This is a genomic window from Niveispirillum sp. KHB5.9 (assembly GCF_048066115.1).
Taxonomy (GTDB): domain Bacteria; phylum Pseudomonadota; class Alphaproteobacteria; order Azospirillales; family Azospirillaceae; genus Niveispirillum.
In genome coordinates this window covers 39,582-57,819 of the sequence record NZ_JBLTYX010000013.1, presented here as the reverse complement: position 1 = coordinate 57,819, position 18,238 = coordinate 39,582, and the positions used below count along the sequence as shown (strand labels likewise).

Below are 18,238 nucleotides of genomic sequence, written 5' to 3'. Positions count from 1 at the left end.
CGTTTCCCGATCGGCGGCGGGCCATGTTCAGACAGACAGAGACTTCGCCGTGCATATCTCGCCGGAACGGGTGACAATGTCCGACCGTTTTTCCGTCAAGCCGCTGGACCGCCGGCGCATCGACCAGGCCTGGCCGCTGGTGCAGACCGGGCGCGCGGCCCATGACCGCGATGCCTGGCGCCATTATGCCGCAGCCCTGATGGACCTTCCCGATGGCGGCATCCACACGGTGGAGGGCGACCATGGCTATATCCACGGCCTCTACGCCTTCCAAGCGCTGCCCAGCCCCAGGCATGGGCGGGTCTTGCAGGTGGACATGTTCCTGGCCATGGACCTGATCGAACCGGAAGCGGCCATCGACCTGCTGCTGGAAGACATGGACCGCGTGGCCGGGCACCTGGATTGCGGGGCCGTGCACCTGCACCTGCCGCAGCGCGAGGGGGTGGGGGCGGGCGTGTCCATGGCACTGGCCCGCGCGCTGGAGCATGGCCACCATCGCGAGGATCTGCGCCTGTGCCGGCCGCTGGGGTAATGTTGTTCTGTTCCCTCAGGCGCCGGGCGGGCGCATCCGCGCCCTTGGCTTACGCGCCACGTGGCGCGGGCCGGCAGTCGCCGGCCTATTGCTGCGGCAGCCATGGCTTTTGAATGGCAGGGTGGCCGCCTTGTGACTTGAGCGGCGGGCGGCCCCGGCGTTATTTTCCGCGCCATGACCGACATCACCGCCGCGACGGCCCCCGCCCCCACCGCTTCCGAGACCGTGCCCAAGCCGGCCGCCTTGCCCGTGATCCGCATCCAGGCGGGCCGGCACAAGCGCGCGCAGCATGGCCATCCCTGGGTCTATTCCAACGAGGTGGACATGGACAAGGCGGCCAAGGCGTTGCCGGCCGGGTCCGTGGTGCGCGTCACCGATGCCGGCGGGGCCACGCTGGGCATCGCCGCCTTCAACCCGCATTCCCTGATCTGCGCGCGGTTCCTGACCCGCGATCCGGCGGAAGCCATCGACACCGCCTTCTTCGCGCGCCGCATCCGCCGGGCGCTGGAAATCCGCGAACGGCTCTATGACCGGCCCTTCTACCGGCTGATCCATGCCGAAAGCGATGGCCTGCCGGCCCTGATCATCGACCGGTACGGCGATGTGGTCGTCGTCCAGGCCAACAATGTAGCCATGGACCGCCGCCTGCCCATGATCCTGAACGCCCTGGACGAGGTGCTGAACCCGTCGGCCGTCGTGCTGCGCAATGACAGCACGGCCCGCACCTATGAGGGGTTGCCGGAGGAGGTGAAGGTGGTCAAGGGTTCGGTCGAAGGGCTGATCGGGCTGGAGGAGAATGGCGCCACCTTCTTCGCCGACCTGTCGGAGGGGCAGAAGACCGGCTGGTTCTTCGACCAGCGCGACAACCGCTCCTTCATCGCCGACCTGTGCAAGGGCAAGTCGGTGGTGGATTTCTACACCTATGCCGGCGGCTTCGGCGTGCTGGCCGCCAAGCGCGGCGCGGCCCACGTGACCCTGGTCGACCGTTCCGCCCTGTCGCTGTCCATCGCCACCAAGGCGGCGGAGGCCAATGGCGTGGCCGACCGGGTAACGGCACAGAAGGGCGACGCCTTCAACCTGATGGACCAGTGGGTGGCGGAAGGCAGGACGTTCGAGGTGGTGATCGCCGACCCGCCGGCCTTCGTGAAATCGAAGAAGGACCTGGCCGTGGGCAGCCGCGCCTATCGCCGCATGACCAAGGCCGCCGCCCGTCTGGTGGCGCCCGGCGGCATGCTGCTGGTGGCCAGTTGCTCCCACAATATGGAGCCGCCCTTGTTCCACACGGAAGTAGCGCGCGGCCTGGGCGAGGCCGGCCGCCAGGGCCGCATCCTGCGCTTCGCCGGTGCGGGCAGCGACCATCCGGTGCATCCGCTGCTGCCGGAGACGCAGTATCTGAAAGCGATGGTGTTCGCGCTGGATTGAGGGGGATTACCCCCCCTCTCCCTCCCACCGCTGCGCGGCGGGTCCCTCCCTCTCCCGCAAGCGGGCGAGGGCGAAGGTATCGGCTGCGGCATCCTTGAATTTCTACCCTCTCCCGTAGAACGGGAGAGGGAGGGACCCGTCGGCGTCAGCCGATGGGAGGGAGAGGGTCCGGCACCGTCCCCACCCGGAACCGCACACCCTCCCCCGCACCATCCACCGCCGCCACGGGTTCCACCCCCTGTCCGGCCAGGGTCTGCAGGATCAGCGTCACGCTGCCCCGGTGCGGTTCATGCCGGCCGCTTTCGAAATCGCGCACCGTGCTGCGCGACAATCCCGATGCCTGGGCCAGCTGCTCCTGGCTCCAGTCCAGCAGGCCGCGCGCGGCACGGCATTGCGCGGGAGAAAGTTCATGGGGCACGGTTGTAATCCGGAAAGTCTCAACCATATTGGGTGATATTGGATCAAATGGTTGAGAGGTCAAGGCCCGAGCGGTCATTGGCCCGGTGTTGAAAGGCAGGCCCACCATGCATGACGTGCCCCTGATCACCATGATCGTCGCAGCCTTGGCGCTGGCGTTCATTTTCGGGGCCGTTGCGCAGAAACTGAAAATCTCGCCGCTGGTGGGCTATCTGCTGGCCGGCGTCATGATCGGGCCGGGCACGCCGGGCTATGTCGCCGACATGAACCTGGCGCCGCAGCTGGCGGAAATCGGCGTCATCTTGCTGATGTTCGGCGTCGGCCTGCATTTCTCCGTCAAGGACCTGATGTCGGTGAAGGCCATCGCCATCCCCGGTGCCATCGGCCAGATCGGTATCGCCACACTGATGGGCATGGGCCTGTCCTGGGCCCTGGGCTGGACCCTGGGCGCCGGCCTGGTTTTCGGCCTGGCCCTGTCGGTCGCCTCCACCGTCGTGCTGCTGCGCGCCTTGCAGGAGCGGCGCCTGGTCGACAGCAAGCGCGGGCGCATCGCCATCGGCTGGCTGATCGTCGAGGATCTGGCCATGGTCCTGGCGCTGGTGCTGCTGCCGGCCCTGGCCGGGCTGCTGGGCGACAAGGCCGGAGCGGAGGGTGCGGAAGCCGCCGTCGCCTCGGCCAGCCTGTCCACCGAACAGCTGATCACCGTCATCGCCATCACGCTCGGCAAGGTCGCCGCCTTCGTGGCCCTGATGCTGGTGGTGGGCAAGCGCGTCATCCCCTGGGTCCTGCACGAGGTGGCGCATAGCGGTTCGCGCGAGCTGTTCCGGCTGGCCGTGCTGGCCATCGCGCTGGGCGTGGCCTATGGCGCCGCCACCCTGTTCGGTGTCTCCTTCGCGCTGGGCGCCTTCTTTGCCGGCATGGTCCTGTCGGGCTCGCCCCTGTCGCACCGCGCGGCAGAGGAATCCCTGCCGCTGCGTGATGCGTTCGCCGTGCTGTTCTTCGTGTCGGTCGGCATGATGTTCGATCCGGCCATCCTGATCGAGCGGCCGCTGCCGGTGCTGGCCACGGTGTTGATCATCGTGTTCGGCAAGTCCATCGCCGCCTACCTGATCGTGCTGGCCTTCGGCCACCCGCGCAGCACGGCGCTCACCATTTCCGCCAGCCTGGCGCAGATCGGCGAATTCTCCTTCATCCTGGCGGCCCTGGGCCTCAATCTGGGCCTGCTGCCGCAGGAGGGGCATGACCTGGTGCTGGTGGGCGCCATCCTGTCGATCCTGCTGAACCCGGTGATGTTCACCCTGATCGACAAGTTCGGCCACAAGCTGGAACCCGGTGCCGATCCCACCGCCCCGGCCGCACCGGAACCCACGCGCGAGCCCATCCCCGCCACCGGCCTGACCGGCCATGCCATCATCATCGGCCATGGCCGTGTGGGCAGCCTGATCTCCGCCCGCCTGCGCGAGGAAGCCATTCCCTACCTGGTGGTGGAGGACAACCAGAAGCGCATCGACAGCCTGCGTGAGCAGGGCGTGGAGGTGGTGGTGGGCAATGCCGTCCTGCCCGACGTGCTGTCCGCGCTGAACCTGCACGGGGCCAGGCTGATGTTCATCGCCATACCCGGTTCGTTCGAGGCGGGACAGATCATCCGCCAGACGCGGGTGGCCAGCCCGTCCCTGCCCATCATCGCCCGCGCCCATGCCGACGAGGAAGTGGTCTATCTGACCCAGAACGGCGCCAGCACCGTGGTGATGGGTGAGCGGGAAACCGCACGCGGCATGATCGCGGAAGGCCTGGCCAGCATGGCCCCGGTGGCGGCCGCCATCGTCGCCGTCGACCTGCCGGTGGAAACCGACGCGCCGCCGCCCCCGACCGACAGCGAGCCCGAGGGGCCGGCACCGCAGCCGGCCTGACCGTTCCGCGTTCCCCTTTCCATGGCTTTGCGACCACAGGTGGCGGCAAAAGCCGGGAATCGTGCAAAGGCCCCCCGAACGGATTTGCCCTTCGGCCGCATGTTGCGTAGCATTTGATTGAAATGCCGTCGGCGGGGTGCGCTAAAACGGCGGTGCGGGTCTGGGCGGTCCATGGCGGACAGTGTGGCGGATAGGGATGAGGATGTGTCGCCGGCCGGCGGGCCGCCGGCCTTGCCCTATCTTGACGATTTTTCCGGTGAGATGCCGCCGGTGGTGGAATATCCCACCCTTCCCGGCTCTTCCCTGGTCGCGCCCCTGGACCTTTACGGCCTGGCCGAGCAGGTGCTGTCGGCTGAACATCATATGGTCAATGCCCAGGACCCGGTGCAGCGCCTGCTGCTGCTGACCACCCTGGCCTGGTACAACCGCCAACGCGACACGCGCGCGGCGTTGGAGATGGTGGGCGAGGCGATGGGGCTGCTGCCCTATGCCACCGGCGCCAATGAGCGGGAGCTGCGCCGCCTGACCGCGCGGCTGCTGCTGATCAAGGCGGAGGCCAAGGCCCTGTTCGCCGAACTGGACCAGGCCGAGGCATTGCTGGAGAGCGCGCGGGCCACCTTCCGCCAGATCGGCGACCTGCTGGGCGAGGGCGATGCCGCCATGACGGAGGCGCTGCTGGCCCTGGACCGTGGCCAGACCCGCCGCCGCATCCAGGCCCATCGCAACGCCAACAGCCTGTATCAGCGGGCCGGCGATGCCATGCGCCAGCAGATCGCCCAGGCCTGGATGGCGCGCGACGCGCTGTTCGGCGACGCCACGGCGGCGGAGGCGCAATGGGCGCCGCTGCTGCCGCAGGGACCGCTGCTGGAACATCCGGGCCTGGACGCGGTCGCCGCCTATTTCCACGGCGGCATCTGTTTCGCCCATGGCGATTTCCAGAAGGCCCTGCGCCATTACCAGCGCGGTTGCGACCAGGCGGTGCTGGCCGGGCAGATGCGGCTGGCCGTGCTGCTGGCCGGCAATGTCGGGGCGGCACACGCCAACCTGAACGATTATGTCAGCGAATTCCTGTGGCGGGAGCGGGCGCATGTCCTGGCCCGCGGCACGGGCTGGCCCGCCGCCGTGGGCCAGTGCCTGCGCGGCATGGGCGACACGCTGCGCCGGTTGCAACAGACGGGCCGTGCCCGCCACCTGCTGCTGGAATCGCTGGAATGGCTGGCCCCGTTCGGGCGGTCACGCAACCATGCCATCGCCTGCCAGTATCTGGGCGATCTGGAGCTGGATGTCGGCGACCCGGCGGCGGGGCTGCGCTGGTTCGACGACCTGCTGAACATCGCCGACGACCTGGAACAGACCGATCTGCAGGCCGAGGCCCAGTGCGGCCGGGCCCGCGCCCTGACCCTGCTGGACCGCTGCGACGATGCCGTTTCGGCGGCCGACGCGGCCCTGGCCCTTGTGCGCGGGCGCGGCGACCGCTGGCGGGAGATCGATGTGCTGCGGGCCAAGGCCGGCATCCATCAGCGTTTCCCCGACCTGCCCCCGCCGACCGACAGGGAGGAAGGGGACACCGCCGCCATCCATTTCCTGCGCCGCGCCCTGGATCTGGCCGAGTCGATCCAGGGCTATACCGCGTCCGCCGACCTGTTGTCGGCCCTGGCCCGCGCATACGAGGCGGCGGGCGAGATGGGCCAAGCCCTGCATTGGGAACGCCGTGCCGGTCAGGCGCGCGGCATCATCCACAGCCGGGAGGTCAGCGACCGGCTGCTGGCCATGCAGGCGGGGTTCGAGACGGAACGGCTGAAGGCCGAGGGCGATTATCATCGCCAGCTGGCATCGGCCGAGGCGGCCCGCGCCGCAGCATTGCATGAGGCGACGCAGACCCTGGAGCTGCTGGGCCGCATCGGCCAGCAGATCACGTCGACCCTGGATGCCGAGGCGGTGTTCCACGCCCTGCACCGCCATGCCGGCACGATGATGGAGCTGGACGCCTTCTCCGTCTATGTCGTGGACGAGAGCGGGGAGCAGCTGGAGCTGCGTTACGGGCTGGAAGGCGGGCGGCCGCTGCCCGGCGTCCGGCGGCGCCTGTCGGACCCCGTATCGCTGGTGGCACGCTGCGCGCGCGAGCATCAGGAACTGCTGGTCCTGCGCGGCCCGCACGAACAATCCTCCCCCTCCCATATTCCCGGTACGCGCTTCATGCGTACCCTGCTGCTGTCGCCGCTGATGGTGGGCGCCCGCCTGCTGGGCGTGATGACGGTGCAGTCGGCGGACGAGAACGCCTATGGGGAGCGGGAGAAGCTGATCTTCCGGTCGCTGGCGGCCTATGGCGCCATCGCCCTGTCCAACGCCGCCGCCTATGCCAAGGTGGACAGCACGCTGTCGGAACTGCGCGCCACGCAGGGGCGGCTGGTGCAGCAGGAAAAGCATGCCTCGCTGGGCCAGCTGGTGGCCGGCGTGGCGCATGAGATCAATACGCCGCTGGGCGTGGCCTTCACCATGGCCACGCACCTGCAGGGCGAACGCGACGAGATCGCCCGGTCCTTCGGCGGCAACCAGCTGAAGCGCGCCGCCCTGGAAGGGTTCCTGGAGAAGCTGGACGAAGGCCTGCGCATCCTCACCGGCAATCTGGAACGCGCCGCCGACCTGGTGCGCAGTTTCAAGCAGGTCTCCGCCGACCGCAGCAGCGAGGCGCTGCGCACCGTGGACCTGGCCGCCTATGTCGGCGACGTGCTGAAAAGCCTGGAACCGATGATCCGGCAGCGCCGCGTCACCGTCTCCATCGACGGCACGCAGGGCCTGGCCATCAGCACCCTGCCCGGCCTGCTGGCCCAGGTGGTGGCCAACCTGGTGCAGAATGCCGTCGTCCATGGCTTCACGGGCGTGGAGAAGCCGGAAATCCTGATCTCCATCGGCCGGGCGGCCAGCGACCGGGTGGCCATCGCCATCACCGACAATGGCGTCGGCATGCCTGCCGACGTGCAGGCCAAGGCCTTCGACCCGTTCTTCACCACCAAGCGCGACAGCGGCGGCACCGGCCTGGGCCTGCATATCGTGCACAATCTGGTGACAGGCCCGCTCCAGGGCACCATCGACCTGGCCTCGGTCCCCGGCCACGGCACACGCTTCCTGATCACCCTGCCGGTGGAAGTGCGGGCAGAGTAGGGTTAAGGCACTCCAAAACGAAAAACGGGGCACCGTCGCCGGCACCCCGTTTATCATTCAAAACCCCAGGCCGGCGACTGCCGGCCCGCCGCACGTGCGGCGTAAGCCAAGCCCACGGATGTGGGCGCCCGGCGCCTGAGGGAATAAAATCAGGCGGCCTTCAGCTTCGACAGCTTCTCGACGGTCGCGTTGACGCGGGCCGTGATCGGCTCGGCGGCCTCGTTGGTCAGCTTGAAGCCGGCCTCGGAGACCTTGGTGGCTTCGGCCACCAGGGCGTCGAAGGAGGTCTTGGCATATTCGGTCTGCAGGTCGACCAGTTCCTTCACTGACTTCACGGCGAACAGGGCCTTGGTGGTCGTGACCGACTGCTCGTACTGGGCCTGGGTGAAGGCGACGATCTCCTTCGACAGGGCCTCGAAGCCCTTGGTCAGGATCGTGGAGGAAGCCACGATGGCCTCCACATTGTCCTTCTGGAAGCCGACGACATCTTCAAACGAAGCGAAAACCTGCTTGCTCATCTTCTCCACCTTTTCCTTGGTCTGGGCGATAGCGTTGACAACCGGCTCTGCCGGTACGGGAATGCTGGCCGCGACGGGGATCGCGGCGGGTACGGGCGGGAACGCGGCACCGGGCCTGGTCACGGGCGGCTCAACCACCGGCGCAGATGCGACGGGTGTCGGGACCACCTCGGGCGGCGGCGGTACGGCCTTCACCTCCTCCACCGCGTGGGCGACGGGGGCCTTCACGGGTTCGGCCACCGGAACCGGGGCCGTCTTCGCCACCGGGGGCGACACTTTCTTCACCGGGGCCGGCTTCACGGGCGCCGGTTCAGCCTTCACAGGCGCCGACGTCACGGCCGCGACGGGTTTATCGGCCGTGGGGACGCTGGCGGGCTTCGCGGGCACCTTCTTGGGCGTCGCGGCGGCCACAGGTCCTTTCGGCGTGCGGGTTGCCATATGCCATCTCCTTCGCGCTCTGTCGTTGCCGGTCCGCCAGGCGGCCCCGGCACCGGCTGCCGCTCTTCAAAACCGGGGCGCCGGCCATTCTCGTGCCGACGGGACCCGGGCGTGCTGCAATGCAGCATGGACATAGATATATCGGCGCGATGGACCGGAGTCAATATGCTTTTGTGCAGTGCAACACGAATATCACCTGTCCATTCGGTCAGCATCCAGGCGGGTAAAGCCCGGTCACTGCCAGCAGGTCAGGGGCGGTACCATGGCAGCCCTGCCGGGCCGGCGCTTCCCTGTCGCCCGCGTCTGGGATAGAAGTTGGGCGCCCCCGACATTCCCGTTCCCCGCCTGGTGGCTCATGACCGATCTGGTCCTTTCCACATTCATCGCCTTTTTCGTCACCATCGATCCGATCGGCCTTGGCCCGATGTTCGCGGGCCTGACCGCCGGCATGGATGCGCGCCACCGCCGGCGCACGGCGGTGAAGGGTGTCGTCATCGGCACGGGCCTGCTGTTCGGCTTCGCCTTCATCGGCGAATTGCTGCTGACTTCGCTGGGCATCGGTGTCGGTGCCTTCCGCATCGCGGGCGGCATCCTGTTGCTGCTGGTGGCCATCGACATGGTCTTCGCCCGCGAAAGCGGCCTGCGCACCGCCACCCAGGACGAGAAGGAGGAGGCGATGCACAAGGCCGACATCTCCGTCTTCCCGCTGGCCATCCCGCTGATCGCCGGGCCGGGTGCGATGACGTCGGTCGTGCTGCTGATGGGCCGGGCCGATGGCGACCTGATGATGCAGGCCATCGTGCTGGCCGTGCTGTCGGGTGTGCTGCTGGCCACGCTGGTCTGCCTGGTATTCGCGGGCGAGGTGTCGAAGCTGCTGGGCGTCACCGGCATCAACGTGATCAACCGCGTGCTGGGCATCCTGCTGACCGCGCTGGCCTGCCAGTTCATCATCGATGGCGTCATCGAAAGCGGCCTCCTGATGCGGTGATCCACGTCACCGTTCCCCTATTGTTCTCAAATTGAAACTCCGGCATCCTGCCCCTCGGTTTTATCCGCCGCAGGACCGAAGATGACCGAGATCACGTTGCCGCAGGCGCTGGCCTTCCGGCTGGACCGCCAGCACCTGACCCGCCCGGCGGAAACCGCCCTGACGGCGGCCCGTACCCTGGTGGGGGCACAGGCACAGGTGCATTCGGCGGCCATCCTGCAATTGCGGGCACGCAGCGCGGCCGGCGGCGGTGAAGCCGATATCGACAGGGCGCTCTATCAGGATCGCAACCTGGTCAAGCTCTGGGCCCAGCGGTCGACCCTGCATCTGACGCCGGCCGACGACCTGCCCCTGGTCATGGCCGTCCGGCGCCAGCAGGTGGGCGCCTATCACAACTGGTACGCCAAGGAGGGGTTGAGCCGCGAACAGGTGGAAATCCTGGTCGCGGCCGTGGTGACGGCATTGGACCAGGGGGCCCACAGCCGCATGGATCTGTCGCGCCGGCTGGTCCCCACATTGGGCGAATGGGCGCGACCCATGCTGGAGCACAGCTGGGGCGGCATCATCAAGCTGGCCTGCGCCCTGGGCCATGTCTGCCACGGCCCGGCGGAGAAGGAGGATGGCGAGGGCGCGCGCGAGGCGCTGTTCGTCAGCTTGGCGCAATGGCTGGGCCAGCCCCTGACCGTGCTGGACAGCGGGGCCGCCATGGCCGAGCTGCTGCGCCGCTACCTTGCCGTCTATGGCCCCGCCACGCCGCGGGATTTCAACAAATTCATCGGGGGCTATGCCGGCCCCGCCCATCAGGCTTTCGCCGATCTGGGGGATGAGATCGTACCGGTGAAGCTGGCCGGCAAGACCGCCTACATCCTGGCCCGCGACCTGGACGCGGTGAAGGGGGCGGCACCGGAACCGGGCCAGATCACCGTGCTGGGCCTGTTCGATCCCTACCTGCTGGCCCATAGTGATACCAGCCAGTATCTGGACGACCGTTTCCGCCCCGCGGTCTATCGCGTGGCTGGCTGGATCAGCCCCGTCATCCTGCGCCAGGGCAGGGTGGTCGCCACCTGGACCCACCGCCGCGTGGCGGGACCCAAGGGCAAAGGCGCCTGGGAAGTGCAGGTCAGCCCGCTGGAGAAACTGTTCAAGAAGGAACTGCCCGCCATCACCCGCGGCTTGCGCCGCCTGTCGGGCGGGGTGCCGGTGACGATATCCGGGATTTGACCGTCACTCCCCCCGCACGCCCCACAGCATGTAATTCACATCCAGGTCCTTGGGCGCCAGGCTGAACCGGTCGGACACGGGATTATAGGCCACGCCCGACAGTTCCTTCACCACCACCCCGGCCCGGCGTAGGGTGCCCGTCAGTTCCGATGGTTTCAGGAACCGCTTCCAGTCATGGGTGCCGCGCGGCAGCCAGCGCAGCACATATTCCGCCGCCAAGATGCCGAACAGGAAGCTCTTGCCGGTACGGTTCAAGGTGGCCATGAACACCAGCCCGCCTGGCTTGGCCAGGGCGGCCACGGCGGCCACGAACAGGTCGACATCGGCGACATGCTCCACGATCTCCATGGCCAGCACCACGTCGAACCGCTCCCCGGCCGCCGCCAGATCCTCCGCCGTGGCGGCACGGTAATCGACATCCACGCCGGCCTCGGCCGCATGAGCCGCCGCCGTCTTCACGTTCTTTTCCGCCGCATCGATGCCGGTGACGCTGGCACCCAGCCGGGCCAGTGGTTCGGCCAGCAACCCGCCGCCGCAGCCGACATCGATGATGCGCAGCCCCTCCAGTGGCCGGGGTGCCAACGGATCGCGCCCATGCGCCTTGCAGATCGCGTCGCGCAGCCAGGCCAGACGCACCGGGTTGAACTTGTGCAGCGGCCGGAACTTGCCGGCCGGGTCCCACCATTCCGCGGCAATGCGGCTGAACCGTTCGATCTCCGCCGGGTCGACGGTGGTGCGTGCAGTGGCGGCGGCGTTCATGGCAGGTCCCTCCCGGAAATGGGCGCTCCTGGCATAGCAAAGCCGGCGGCCCCTGTCGCGGGGGCAATCGGTGGCATGTTGACGCCCCGCCCGCCGAGCCGCACTGTCAGAACCAAGAATAAAGGGCGGGGAGTGCCGGCGCGGTGAAGGAAAAGGAACTGCGGGTCGCACTGGTCTGCTATGGCGGGGTCAGCCTTGCCGTCTATATGCATGGCGTCACCAAGGAACTGTGGAAGCTGGTGCGCGCCAGCCAGGCCCTGCATGCCGGCCGCAACGGCCAGTCAACCAGCTTCAAGGCCGCCCTGGCCGGCGATCCCCGCCCCTTCGATACCGAGTCGGTCTATTTCGAGCTGCTGCGCGACCTGCTGCCCGACCTGTCGCTGCGTGTGCTGATCGATGTGGTGGCGGGCGCCAGTGCCGGCGGCATCAATGGTGTGCTGCTGGCCCGCGCACTCGCCCACGACCTGGACCTGGAGCCGCTGACGGTCCTGTGGCTGGAAAATGCCGATGTCACCCGCCTGCTGACCAATGACAGCCGCGCCGGCAAATGGAGCAAATGGTTCATGCGCCCGGTGCTGTGGGCCATGACAAGGCGCCTGCAGCGGCTGGCCCCGGATGAGGAGGTGCGGGAGAAGCTGTCGCTGTTCGTCCGGTCCCGCTGGTTCCGCCCGCCATTCGACGGCAACCGGCTGATGGGGTTCCTGCTGGATGCCGCCCATGCCATGGGCGACAGCGCCAGACGGCCGCTGGCCAGCCTGCTGCCCCGCGGCCTGCCTCTGTCGCTGCATGTGACGGTGACGGATTTCCACGGCTACACCACCCGCATCCCCGCCCATGACCCGCCGGAGATTCTGGAGCGGGAGCATCGCCACCGTTTCACCTTCCTCTATCGCCGTGGCGGGGAGGGAGAGGTGGACAGCGATTTCAAGGATGGCGACGTGCCGGGCCTGATCTTCGCGGCCCGCGCGTCAGCCAGCTATCCCGGTGCCTTCCCGCCCGCCCAGGTGCGGCAGATGGACCGGCTGCTGAATGAACGGGGTGAGGGCTGGGAAGGTAGAGGCCATTTCTTCCAGCGCAATTTCGCCGAATACCGCCGCCAGGGGGCCGATCCGGAACAGGCCAGCTTCATCGACGGGTCGGTCCTGAACAACAAGCCGTTTGCCGCCGCCCTGTCGGCCATCGCCGGTCGCCCCGCCTATCGCGAGGTGGACCGTCGCATCGTCTATATCGATCCCAAGCCGGCCCGCCTGACCGGCGGGGTGCGGCCGGAGACGCCGGGCTTCTTCCGCACCATCCGGGGGGCGCTGTCCGACATTCCGCGCAACGAGCCGGTGCGCGACGAACTTTTGGCCATCGCGGGCCGCAATGCGCGGATCGAACGGCTGCGCGGCCTGCTGGATGCCGCCCGGCCGCGCGTGGCCGAACAGGTACTGCGGGTGCTGGACGGCCCGCTGCCGCCCGCCCCCACCATCGAACAGATCCGCCACTGGCGCGACCGGGCCAGTGCGGAGGCCGCATCGCAGGCCGGCTTCGCATACGAAGCCTATCTGCGCCTGAAGATCGAAGGGGCGCTGGAGCAACTGGCCGGCCTGCTGTGCCCCTGTCTGGGCCGCACCGATGCCGGGGCGCGGGCATCACTGCTGAAGGCGCTGAACGGCTGGGCGCGGGCGCGCGGCGTGCTGCCCGACCGGCTGGAGGAGGGGCGGGCGGGGGAAAGGCCTACCTGGGTGCGGTTCCTGCGCGATTTCGACATCGCCTTCCGCGCCCGCCGCCTGCGCTTCCTGATCCGGGAACTGAACGCCATCTATCCGCTGGTGGGTGAGGGCGAACATGCCGACACGCGTGCCCGCGACCTGGACGAGATGAAAGCCAGCCTTTACAGCGCGCTGGAACGGCTGCCGGGCGGCACCGGCCTGACCGATGACGGGTTGGGCATGTTCAATGCCGGGGAACGCAGTGCCTTGGGCAACCTGATGCGCGCCGACGGGCCGGTGCCGTCACCCGACACGCTGGACCGCGCCCTGGCGCAGCTGGCCGGCGCCTGGAAGCTGGAGGCGCAATCGGCGGAGATCGACGAGATATTCGCCCTGATGGGCCTGAACTATCTGGGCCCCGCCGCACGCCGGCAGATATTCGAGGCCTATCTGGGCTTCTCCTTCTGGGATGTGCTGACCTTCTCCACCTCGGGCTGGGTGGAGCTGGACGAGTTCCACGCCATCCGTGTGGACCGCATCGCGCCCCCCGATGCCCGCCTGCTGCGCCGGGCAGGCGCACCAGCCGACCTGCGCAGTGCCCGCATGAACGCTTTCGGCGGCTTCTTCAGCCGCCATGACCGGGAGCATGATTATCTGCTGGGCCGCCTGCACGCGGCCGAGCGGGTCATCGACCTGGTGATCGACGCGGGCGGCATGGACATGTCCGACGCCCGCGCCAACGGCGTGAAGCTGCGCGCCTTCCACGCCATCCTGGTGGCGGAGGAAAAGCGGCTGGGGGCGGGCAACAAGGCGCTGGAACAGGTCCGCGCCTGGGTGGAGGCGTGCGGGTGATCACCCGGCGCTATAGGCGGCGCGAAGCTGGATCTTGTCGATCTTGCCGGTCGATCCGCGCGGCATGCTGGGCACGCGCACCACGGCATCGGGGATCCACCAGGACGCCACCTGCCCGCGCAGCGATCCCAGCAGTTCCTGGTCGGTGATCTGCTGATCATCGCGCAGTTCGACCAGCAGCAACGGGCGCTCGCCCCATTTCACGTCGCTGCGGCCGATCACGGCGGCCAGGCTGACCTGCGGCAGGGCACCGACCAAAGCCTCGATCTCCGCCGGGTTGATCCATTCGCCGCCCGATTTGATCAAATCCTTGGCGCGGCCGGTGATCATCAGGTTGCCCGTACGGTCGATCCTGGCCAGATCGCCGGTATCGAACCAGCCATCGGCGTTGGTCGCCGGGTTTTCCTGCCCGAAATAACGGTCGATCACCGCCGCCCCGCGGACATGCAGCCTTCCTTCCTGATCACGCTGTTCGGCCAACTGCACACCCTTCTCGTCCGCCAGCATCAGATCGACGCCCAGCGCCGGCCGGCCGGAAATGGCGGCCTGACGGTCCGGACTGGTCATCACCCCGAACGTGCCGACCGGCGACAGTTCGGTCATGCCCCAACTGGTCTGGACAGGGATGCCCAGCTGCCCCTCGATCCGTTCCATCAGGGCCGGCGGCATCGGCGCACCGCCGACCGTGATCTGCCGGAGCGAGGGAAGGGTGGTGCCCGTCGCCTCCAGATATTCGCACAGCCCCAGCCAGACGGTGGGCACGCCGATGGCGATCGTCACCCCTTCCGCCGCGATCAGCCGGGCCAGGCTGGCGCCGTCCATGTGCCGGCCGGGCAGGACCAGTCTGGCACCGGCGGCGGGCACGGCAAACGGCAGGCCCCAGGCATTGGCGTGGAACATCGGCACTACCGGCATCACCACATCGGTGCTGCGGATGCCCGACACGTCAGTCTGCAACAGGCGCAGCGTGTGCAGGAAGCTGGACCGGTGGGTATAGGTCACCCCCTTGGGCGCCCCGGTCGATCCGGAGGTGAAACACAGGCCGCTGGGCGCCGTTTCGGCGAAATCACCCCAGACGACCCCTTCCTCATCCGCCTGGTCGATCATCGGGGCCAGCGCCCGGATGGAGACGCCGCCATGCACCGTGACCGCCGCATCACCATCGATGACGAACAGGTGCTTCAGGCCGGGCGCCTCATCCACGGTCTTACATGCCAGTCCCAGCAGGTCGGCACTGACGATCAGGATGCGCGCACCCGACAGGCCCAGCATCCAGGCCAGTTGCGTCGCGGTCAGCCTTGGATTGAGCGTGTGGCACACGGCCCCCATACCCATGGTGCCGAACCAGCATTCGACATGGGCCTGGCTGTTCCAGGCCAGGGTGGCCACACGTTCCCCGACCGTCACGCCCAGCCCGGCCAGCAGGCTGGAGACCTTGCGGGCCCGGCTGTGCAGGTCGGCATAGCCGATCCGGGCGATCGCCCCGCCCTCGCTCGCCGTCGCCACCTGGACATCCCCATGCCATTTCGCGGCATGGTCCAGGATGCGGTCCAGCGTCAGGGGAAAATGCTGCATGCTGCCGTCGATCACTTGCAATTCTCCTGTGCGGGCGGCAGCGGCGGTGCGATGAGCCCCATGTTCCAGTTCCAGGGAATGTTCCCGGCGGCGCGGCGGCGGCAGATCACCTGATCATGCAGCGCGTATTGCGCCGGCAACAGATCATGGGTGACCTGCGGCCCGCCGGCGAACAGCATGTAGGCTTGCTTGTCGCCATGGGCCGGCCAGGACGGTTGGTTGCGGGCGATCGGCACGCCGGTGCGCGCGAAGCTGGCCCAGTAATCGACCATCGCGTCGGACAGGGTGCGTTCGGCGTCCGTGTCGGGGATCGCCGGCCACTGGGCGGTGACGCGATCGATCGTGCCGAACATGTAGGGCACTTCCGATGCGTGGAAGGCGTGCATCCCGTGATCGTCGGCCGCCGGATAGCCATGGTCGAAATAGTAGAGATAGGCTGGCTGTCCCAGCCTGGTCTGTTCGCGCACCAGCCGCTGCGAGGTCCAGGCGAAGAAACCGTCGCGGGCGGCCGCCAGGATGCTTTCGCGGATATCGCCCGGCGAATAGAGGGTCAGGAAACGGTCGGCAAGCTCCCCATAATTGGCACGGATCGTCGCTTCATACTTCGCCGCATCGACCTGTCCGGCATCGGGCAGGCCCGGCAGGATGGAGGCCATGGTGCGGATCTCACCACTGGTGAAACCGGTCATCAGCGGCACCCGCGCCTGTTCCCCGCGCTCGAAAATTTCCACCAGCTGGCGGGGCAGCAGCGTGCCGTCGACGATGGCGGTGGAGGCGAAACGCGCCTTGGTGGCCAGTGCCGTGAGCGTCGGGCCGTCGATGGCGCGCAGGTCGGCCAGCGTCTTGGCGCCGAAGGCATTCGCGTAATAATCGCCCAGCGTTTCCGCCGATGGCAGGCCGAACCGCGCCTGCTTCAGGTCGGGCAGGTTCATCAGCGATGCGCTCTGCACGATGGCCTTGGTGAACAGGCCATGGGCGCGCGGTGCGGCCAGCAGATGCAGGATTGCCAGACCACCGGCGGATTCCCCGGCGATGGTGACATTGGCCACGTCGCCACCGAAGGCGGCGATGTTCTGCTTCACCCAGTTCAGGGCGGCGATCTGGTCCATCAGGCCGTAATTGCCGGAAGTGCCCTCGGGCGATTCCGCGCTCAGTTCGCGATGGGCGAAATAGCCGAACACGCCCAGGCGGTAATTGATCGACACCACCACGATGCCGCGCTTGGCCAGTGCCGTACCGTCGAACATCGGCTGGCTGGAGGAACCGCGGATCAGGTTGCCGCCATGTATCCACACGAAGACCGGCGCGTTCTTGGCCTTCGCCGGCGCCCAGACATTCAGCGACAGGCAATCCTCGCTCATCGCCGCATAGGTTTCGGCATAGATGCTGCCCGGCGGATATCCCGGCTGCTGACAGGCGGGGCTGAACTGCGTGGCGTCGCGCACCCCGTCCCAGACGGGCACGGGCTGGGGCGGCTTCCAGCGCCGTTCCCCGACCGGGGGCAGTGCATAGGCAATGCCCTTGAACACGCGCTGCCCATCGGCCTCGACGCCGCGAACGGTACCGGCCGGCGCCTTCACCACCGGCTGCGCTGCGGCCTCAACACTCATGCACAGGCACAGGCACAGGGCGGCTATCGCCGCGGAAAATCGCGCGAACGTCATTCATTCCTCCCGATCCTTATGTTTTGCGGCGGGGCCTTATGGCCCTCAGCCGATCACTTTCACCAAGCGCTGCCAGAGCTGCTCATCGAATGTCTTGGCATCGCCCGACGCCGCACCGGTGCGCACCACGATCAGTTTGCGGCTGGGCACCACATAAAGGCGGCGGTCGAACGCGCCCAGGGCCGCGACCATGTCGGAAGGTGCGGCCGCGACCAGCGGGCCCTCCCGGCGATTGCCGAGCGCACCCAGCGTATAGGCGCTGCCATTCAGCCACCATAGCCGTCCATAGGCCGGGTTGGTTGCCGTGGGCGCCAGCATCGCCTTCATGGACGCTTCGGAAACGATGCGCGTGCCATCGCCGGCCAGCCCGCCCGACAGGATGATGAAGCCGAACCGTGCCGTGTCTCGCGGGGATGTGACCAGCCCGGTATCATTGCCGATGCTGGCCAGCACCGCCGGCCGCTTGCGCCAGGCGGTACTGGCCATCCCCGCCGGCACGGTCAGCCAGTCACGGGTGATCACCTCCAGCGGCTGCTTGGCCGCCGCCGCCAGGACGCGCTTGGTCACGGCATAGACGGGGGTGTTGTAGAAAAAGACGGTACCCGCCGGTGCCGTATAGCCGAACTTGTCGTCCAGGCCGGAACTCATGGTCAGCAGGTCGATGACGCGGATTTTCGCTTCCTGGTCGGGCGCCGCCTTCGACCAGCCGGCACCGATATAATCGGAAACCGGCTTTTCGATATCGACCAGCCCCTTGTCGACCGCGATCGCCATCAGTACGGCGATGAAGCTTTTCTGCTGCGAGGCCACATCCTCCAGCAGCGCGCCATCCGCGTCGCGCTCATAGGCGAACAGGGCGAATTGCGGATTGCCGTCGGGTGCCGGCCAGTTCTTCTCGATCAGCACCTTGCCGCGCTGGATGACCAGGAAGCCGGTGGTGTTCTGATTGCGCAGATAATCCAGCAGCCGGGTCATCTCCGCACTGTCCGCCGCCATGGCCGGCGGTGCGGCCAGCGGGATCGGCAATGCGGGCAATGTCGCCAGCGAAGCGGCGACGAGCAGTGCCTTCACATGGAAACGGGCCAA

At 67.9% G+C, this 18,238-nt stretch carries 13 protein-coding genes; 7 read left to right on the top strand and 6 right to left on the bottom strand.

Annotated elements, in window-relative coordinates; genetic code table 11:
* The first annotated feature begins 76 nt into the window (after nucleotides 1–76).
* Nucleotides 77–532 carry a hypothetical protein gene (locus ACM9HJ_RS19900; RefSeq protein WP_416573507.1) on the top strand — a complete coding sequence of 152 codons (456 nt, stop codon included), beginning with the start codon at nucleotides 77–79 and terminating at the stop codon, nucleotides 530–532.
* Between the two features lie 174 nt (nucleotides 533–706).
* Nucleotides 707–1,954, top strand: coding sequence for a class I SAM-dependent rRNA methyltransferase (locus ACM9HJ_RS19895; RefSeq protein ID WP_416573506.1), 1,248 nt, complete (start codon nucleotides 707–709; stop codon nucleotides 1,952–1,954).
* Between the two features lie 145 nt (nucleotides 1,955–2,099).
* Here the strand turns inward: ACM9HJ_RS19895 and ACM9HJ_RS19890 are convergent, their stop codons facing one another.
* Nucleotides 2,100–2,372 (bottom strand): helix-turn-helix domain-containing protein, encoded by a 273-nt coding sequence (locus tag ACM9HJ_RS19890; RefSeq protein WP_416573505.1) that lies wholly within the window; start codon nucleotides 2,370–2,372, stop codon nucleotides 2,100–2,102.
* Between the two features lie 106 nt (nucleotides 2,373–2,478).
* Here ACM9HJ_RS19890 and ybaL point away from each other — a divergent pair, with 106 nt between their 5' ends.
* Complete coding sequence (ybaL, locus tag ACM9HJ_RS19885; protein WP_416573504.1) at nucleotides 2,479–4,281, top strand: YbaL family putative K(+) efflux transporter; 1,803 nt, start codon at nucleotides 2,479–2,481, stop codon at nucleotides 4,279–4,281.
* Nucleotides 4,282–4,452: 171 nt separating this feature from the next.
* Complete coding sequence (locus ACM9HJ_RS19880; protein WP_416573503.1) at nucleotides 4,453–7,443, top strand: ATP-binding protein; 2,991 nt, start codon at nucleotides 4,453–4,455, stop codon at nucleotides 7,441–7,443.
* Nucleotides 7,444–7,592: 149 nt separating this feature from the next.
* Here ACM9HJ_RS19880 and phaP read toward each other — a convergent pair whose 3' ends face one another.
* Complete coding sequence (phaP, locus tag ACM9HJ_RS19875; protein WP_416573502.1) at nucleotides 7,593–8,399, bottom strand: TIGR01841 family phasin; 807 nt, start codon at nucleotides 8,397–8,399, stop codon at nucleotides 7,593–7,595.
* Nucleotides 8,400–8,754: 355 nt separating this feature from the next.
* Between phaP and ACM9HJ_RS19870 the strand changes: the two genes are divergently transcribed.
* Together ACM9HJ_RS19870 and ACM9HJ_RS19865 are read left to right on the top strand one after the other, a co-directional pair.
* Nucleotides 8,755–9,387, top strand: a complete 633-nt coding sequence (locus ACM9HJ_RS19870; protein ID WP_416573501.1) for a MarC family protein — start codon at nucleotides 8,755–8,757, stop codon at nucleotides 9,385–9,387.
* A gap of 81 nt (nucleotides 9,388–9,468) precedes the next feature.
* Nucleotides 9,469–10,608, top strand: coding sequence for a winged helix DNA-binding domain-containing protein (locus ACM9HJ_RS19865; RefSeq protein ID WP_416573500.1), 1,140 nt, complete (start codon nucleotides 9,469–9,471; stop codon nucleotides 10,606–10,608).
* Nucleotides 10,609–10,611: 3 nt separating this feature from the next.
* Here ACM9HJ_RS19865 and ubiG read toward each other — a convergent pair whose 3' ends face one another.
* A complete protein-coding gene (gene ubiG / locus ACM9HJ_RS19860) occupies nucleotides 10,612–11,367 on the bottom strand; it encodes a bifunctional 2-polyprenyl-6-hydroxyphenol methylase/3-demethylubiquinol 3-O-methyltransferase UbiG (RefSeq protein WP_416573499.1) in 756 nt (251 codons plus the stop codon).
* Between the two features lie 143 nt (nucleotides 11,368–11,510).
* On the opposite strand from ubiG, the gene ACM9HJ_RS19855 reads away from it, so the two are divergent.
* Nucleotides 11,511–13,913, top strand: coding sequence for a patatin-like protein (locus tag ACM9HJ_RS19855; RefSeq protein WP_416573498.1), 2,403 nt, complete (start codon nucleotides 11,511–11,513; stop codon nucleotides 13,911–13,913).
* On the opposite strand, the gene ACM9HJ_RS19850 is transcribed toward ACM9HJ_RS19855, so the two are convergent.
* Genes ACM9HJ_RS19850 through ACM9HJ_RS19840 form a run of 3 tightly spaced genes read right to left on the bottom strand, consistent with a single transcriptional unit; the run spans nucleotide 13,914 to nucleotide 18,238 of the window.
* The gene (locus ACM9HJ_RS19850) at nucleotides 13,914–15,503 is read right to left on the bottom strand and encodes an AMP-binding protein (protein WP_416573497.1); all 1,590 of its coding nucleotides are present in this window, start codon (nucleotides 15,501–15,503) and stop codon (nucleotides 13,914–13,916) included.
* The gene (locus ACM9HJ_RS19845) at nucleotides 15,500–17,152 is read right to left on the bottom strand and encodes a carboxylesterase/lipase family protein (protein ID WP_416573496.1); all 1,653 of its coding nucleotides are present in this window, start codon (nucleotides 17,150–17,152) and stop codon (nucleotides 15,500–15,502) included. Before ACM9HJ_RS19845 ends, ACM9HJ_RS19850 begins: the two co-directional genes overlap by 4 nt.
* 45 nt (nucleotides 17,153–17,197) lie before the next feature.
* Entirely contained in the window at nucleotides 17,198–18,238 is a 1,041-nt protein-coding gene (locus tag ACM9HJ_RS19840; RefSeq protein WP_416573495.1) for a serine hydrolase domain-containing protein, read from the bottom strand.

Coding starts and splice junctions, on each gene's coding strand:
- ACM9HJ_RS19895 (WP_416573506.1), top strand. CDS start 707: ATGACCGACATCACCGCCGCGACGGCCCCCGCCCCCACCGCTTCCGAG.
- phaP (WP_416573502.1), bottom strand. CDS start 8,399: ATGGCAACCCGCACGCCGAAAGGACCTGTGGCCGCCGCGACGCCCAAG.
- ACM9HJ_RS19900 (WP_416573507.1), top strand. CDS start 77: ATGTCCGACCGTTTTTCCGTCAAGCCGCTGGACCGCCGGCGCATCGAC.
- ACM9HJ_RS19865 (WP_416573500.1), top strand. CDS start 9,469: ATGACCGAGATCACGTTGCCGCAGGCGCTGGCCTTCCGGCTGGACCGC.
- ACM9HJ_RS19845 (WP_416573496.1), bottom strand. CDS start 17,152: ATGACGTTCGCGCGATTTTCCGCGGCGATAGCCGCCCTGTGCCTGTGC.
- ybaL (WP_416573504.1), top strand. CDS start 2,479: ATGCATGACGTGCCCCTGATCACCATGATCGTCGCAGCCTTGGCGCTG.
- ACM9HJ_RS19880 (WP_416573503.1), top strand. CDS start 4,453: ATGGCGGACAGTGTGGCGGATAGGGATGAGGATGTGTCGCCGGCCGGC.
- ubiG (WP_416573499.1), bottom strand. CDS start 11,367: ATGAACGCCGCCGCCACTGCACGCACCACCGTCGACCCGGCGGAGATC.
- ACM9HJ_RS19870 (WP_416573501.1), top strand. CDS start 8,755: ATGACCGATCTGGTCCTTTCCACATTCATCGCCTTTTTCGTCACCATC.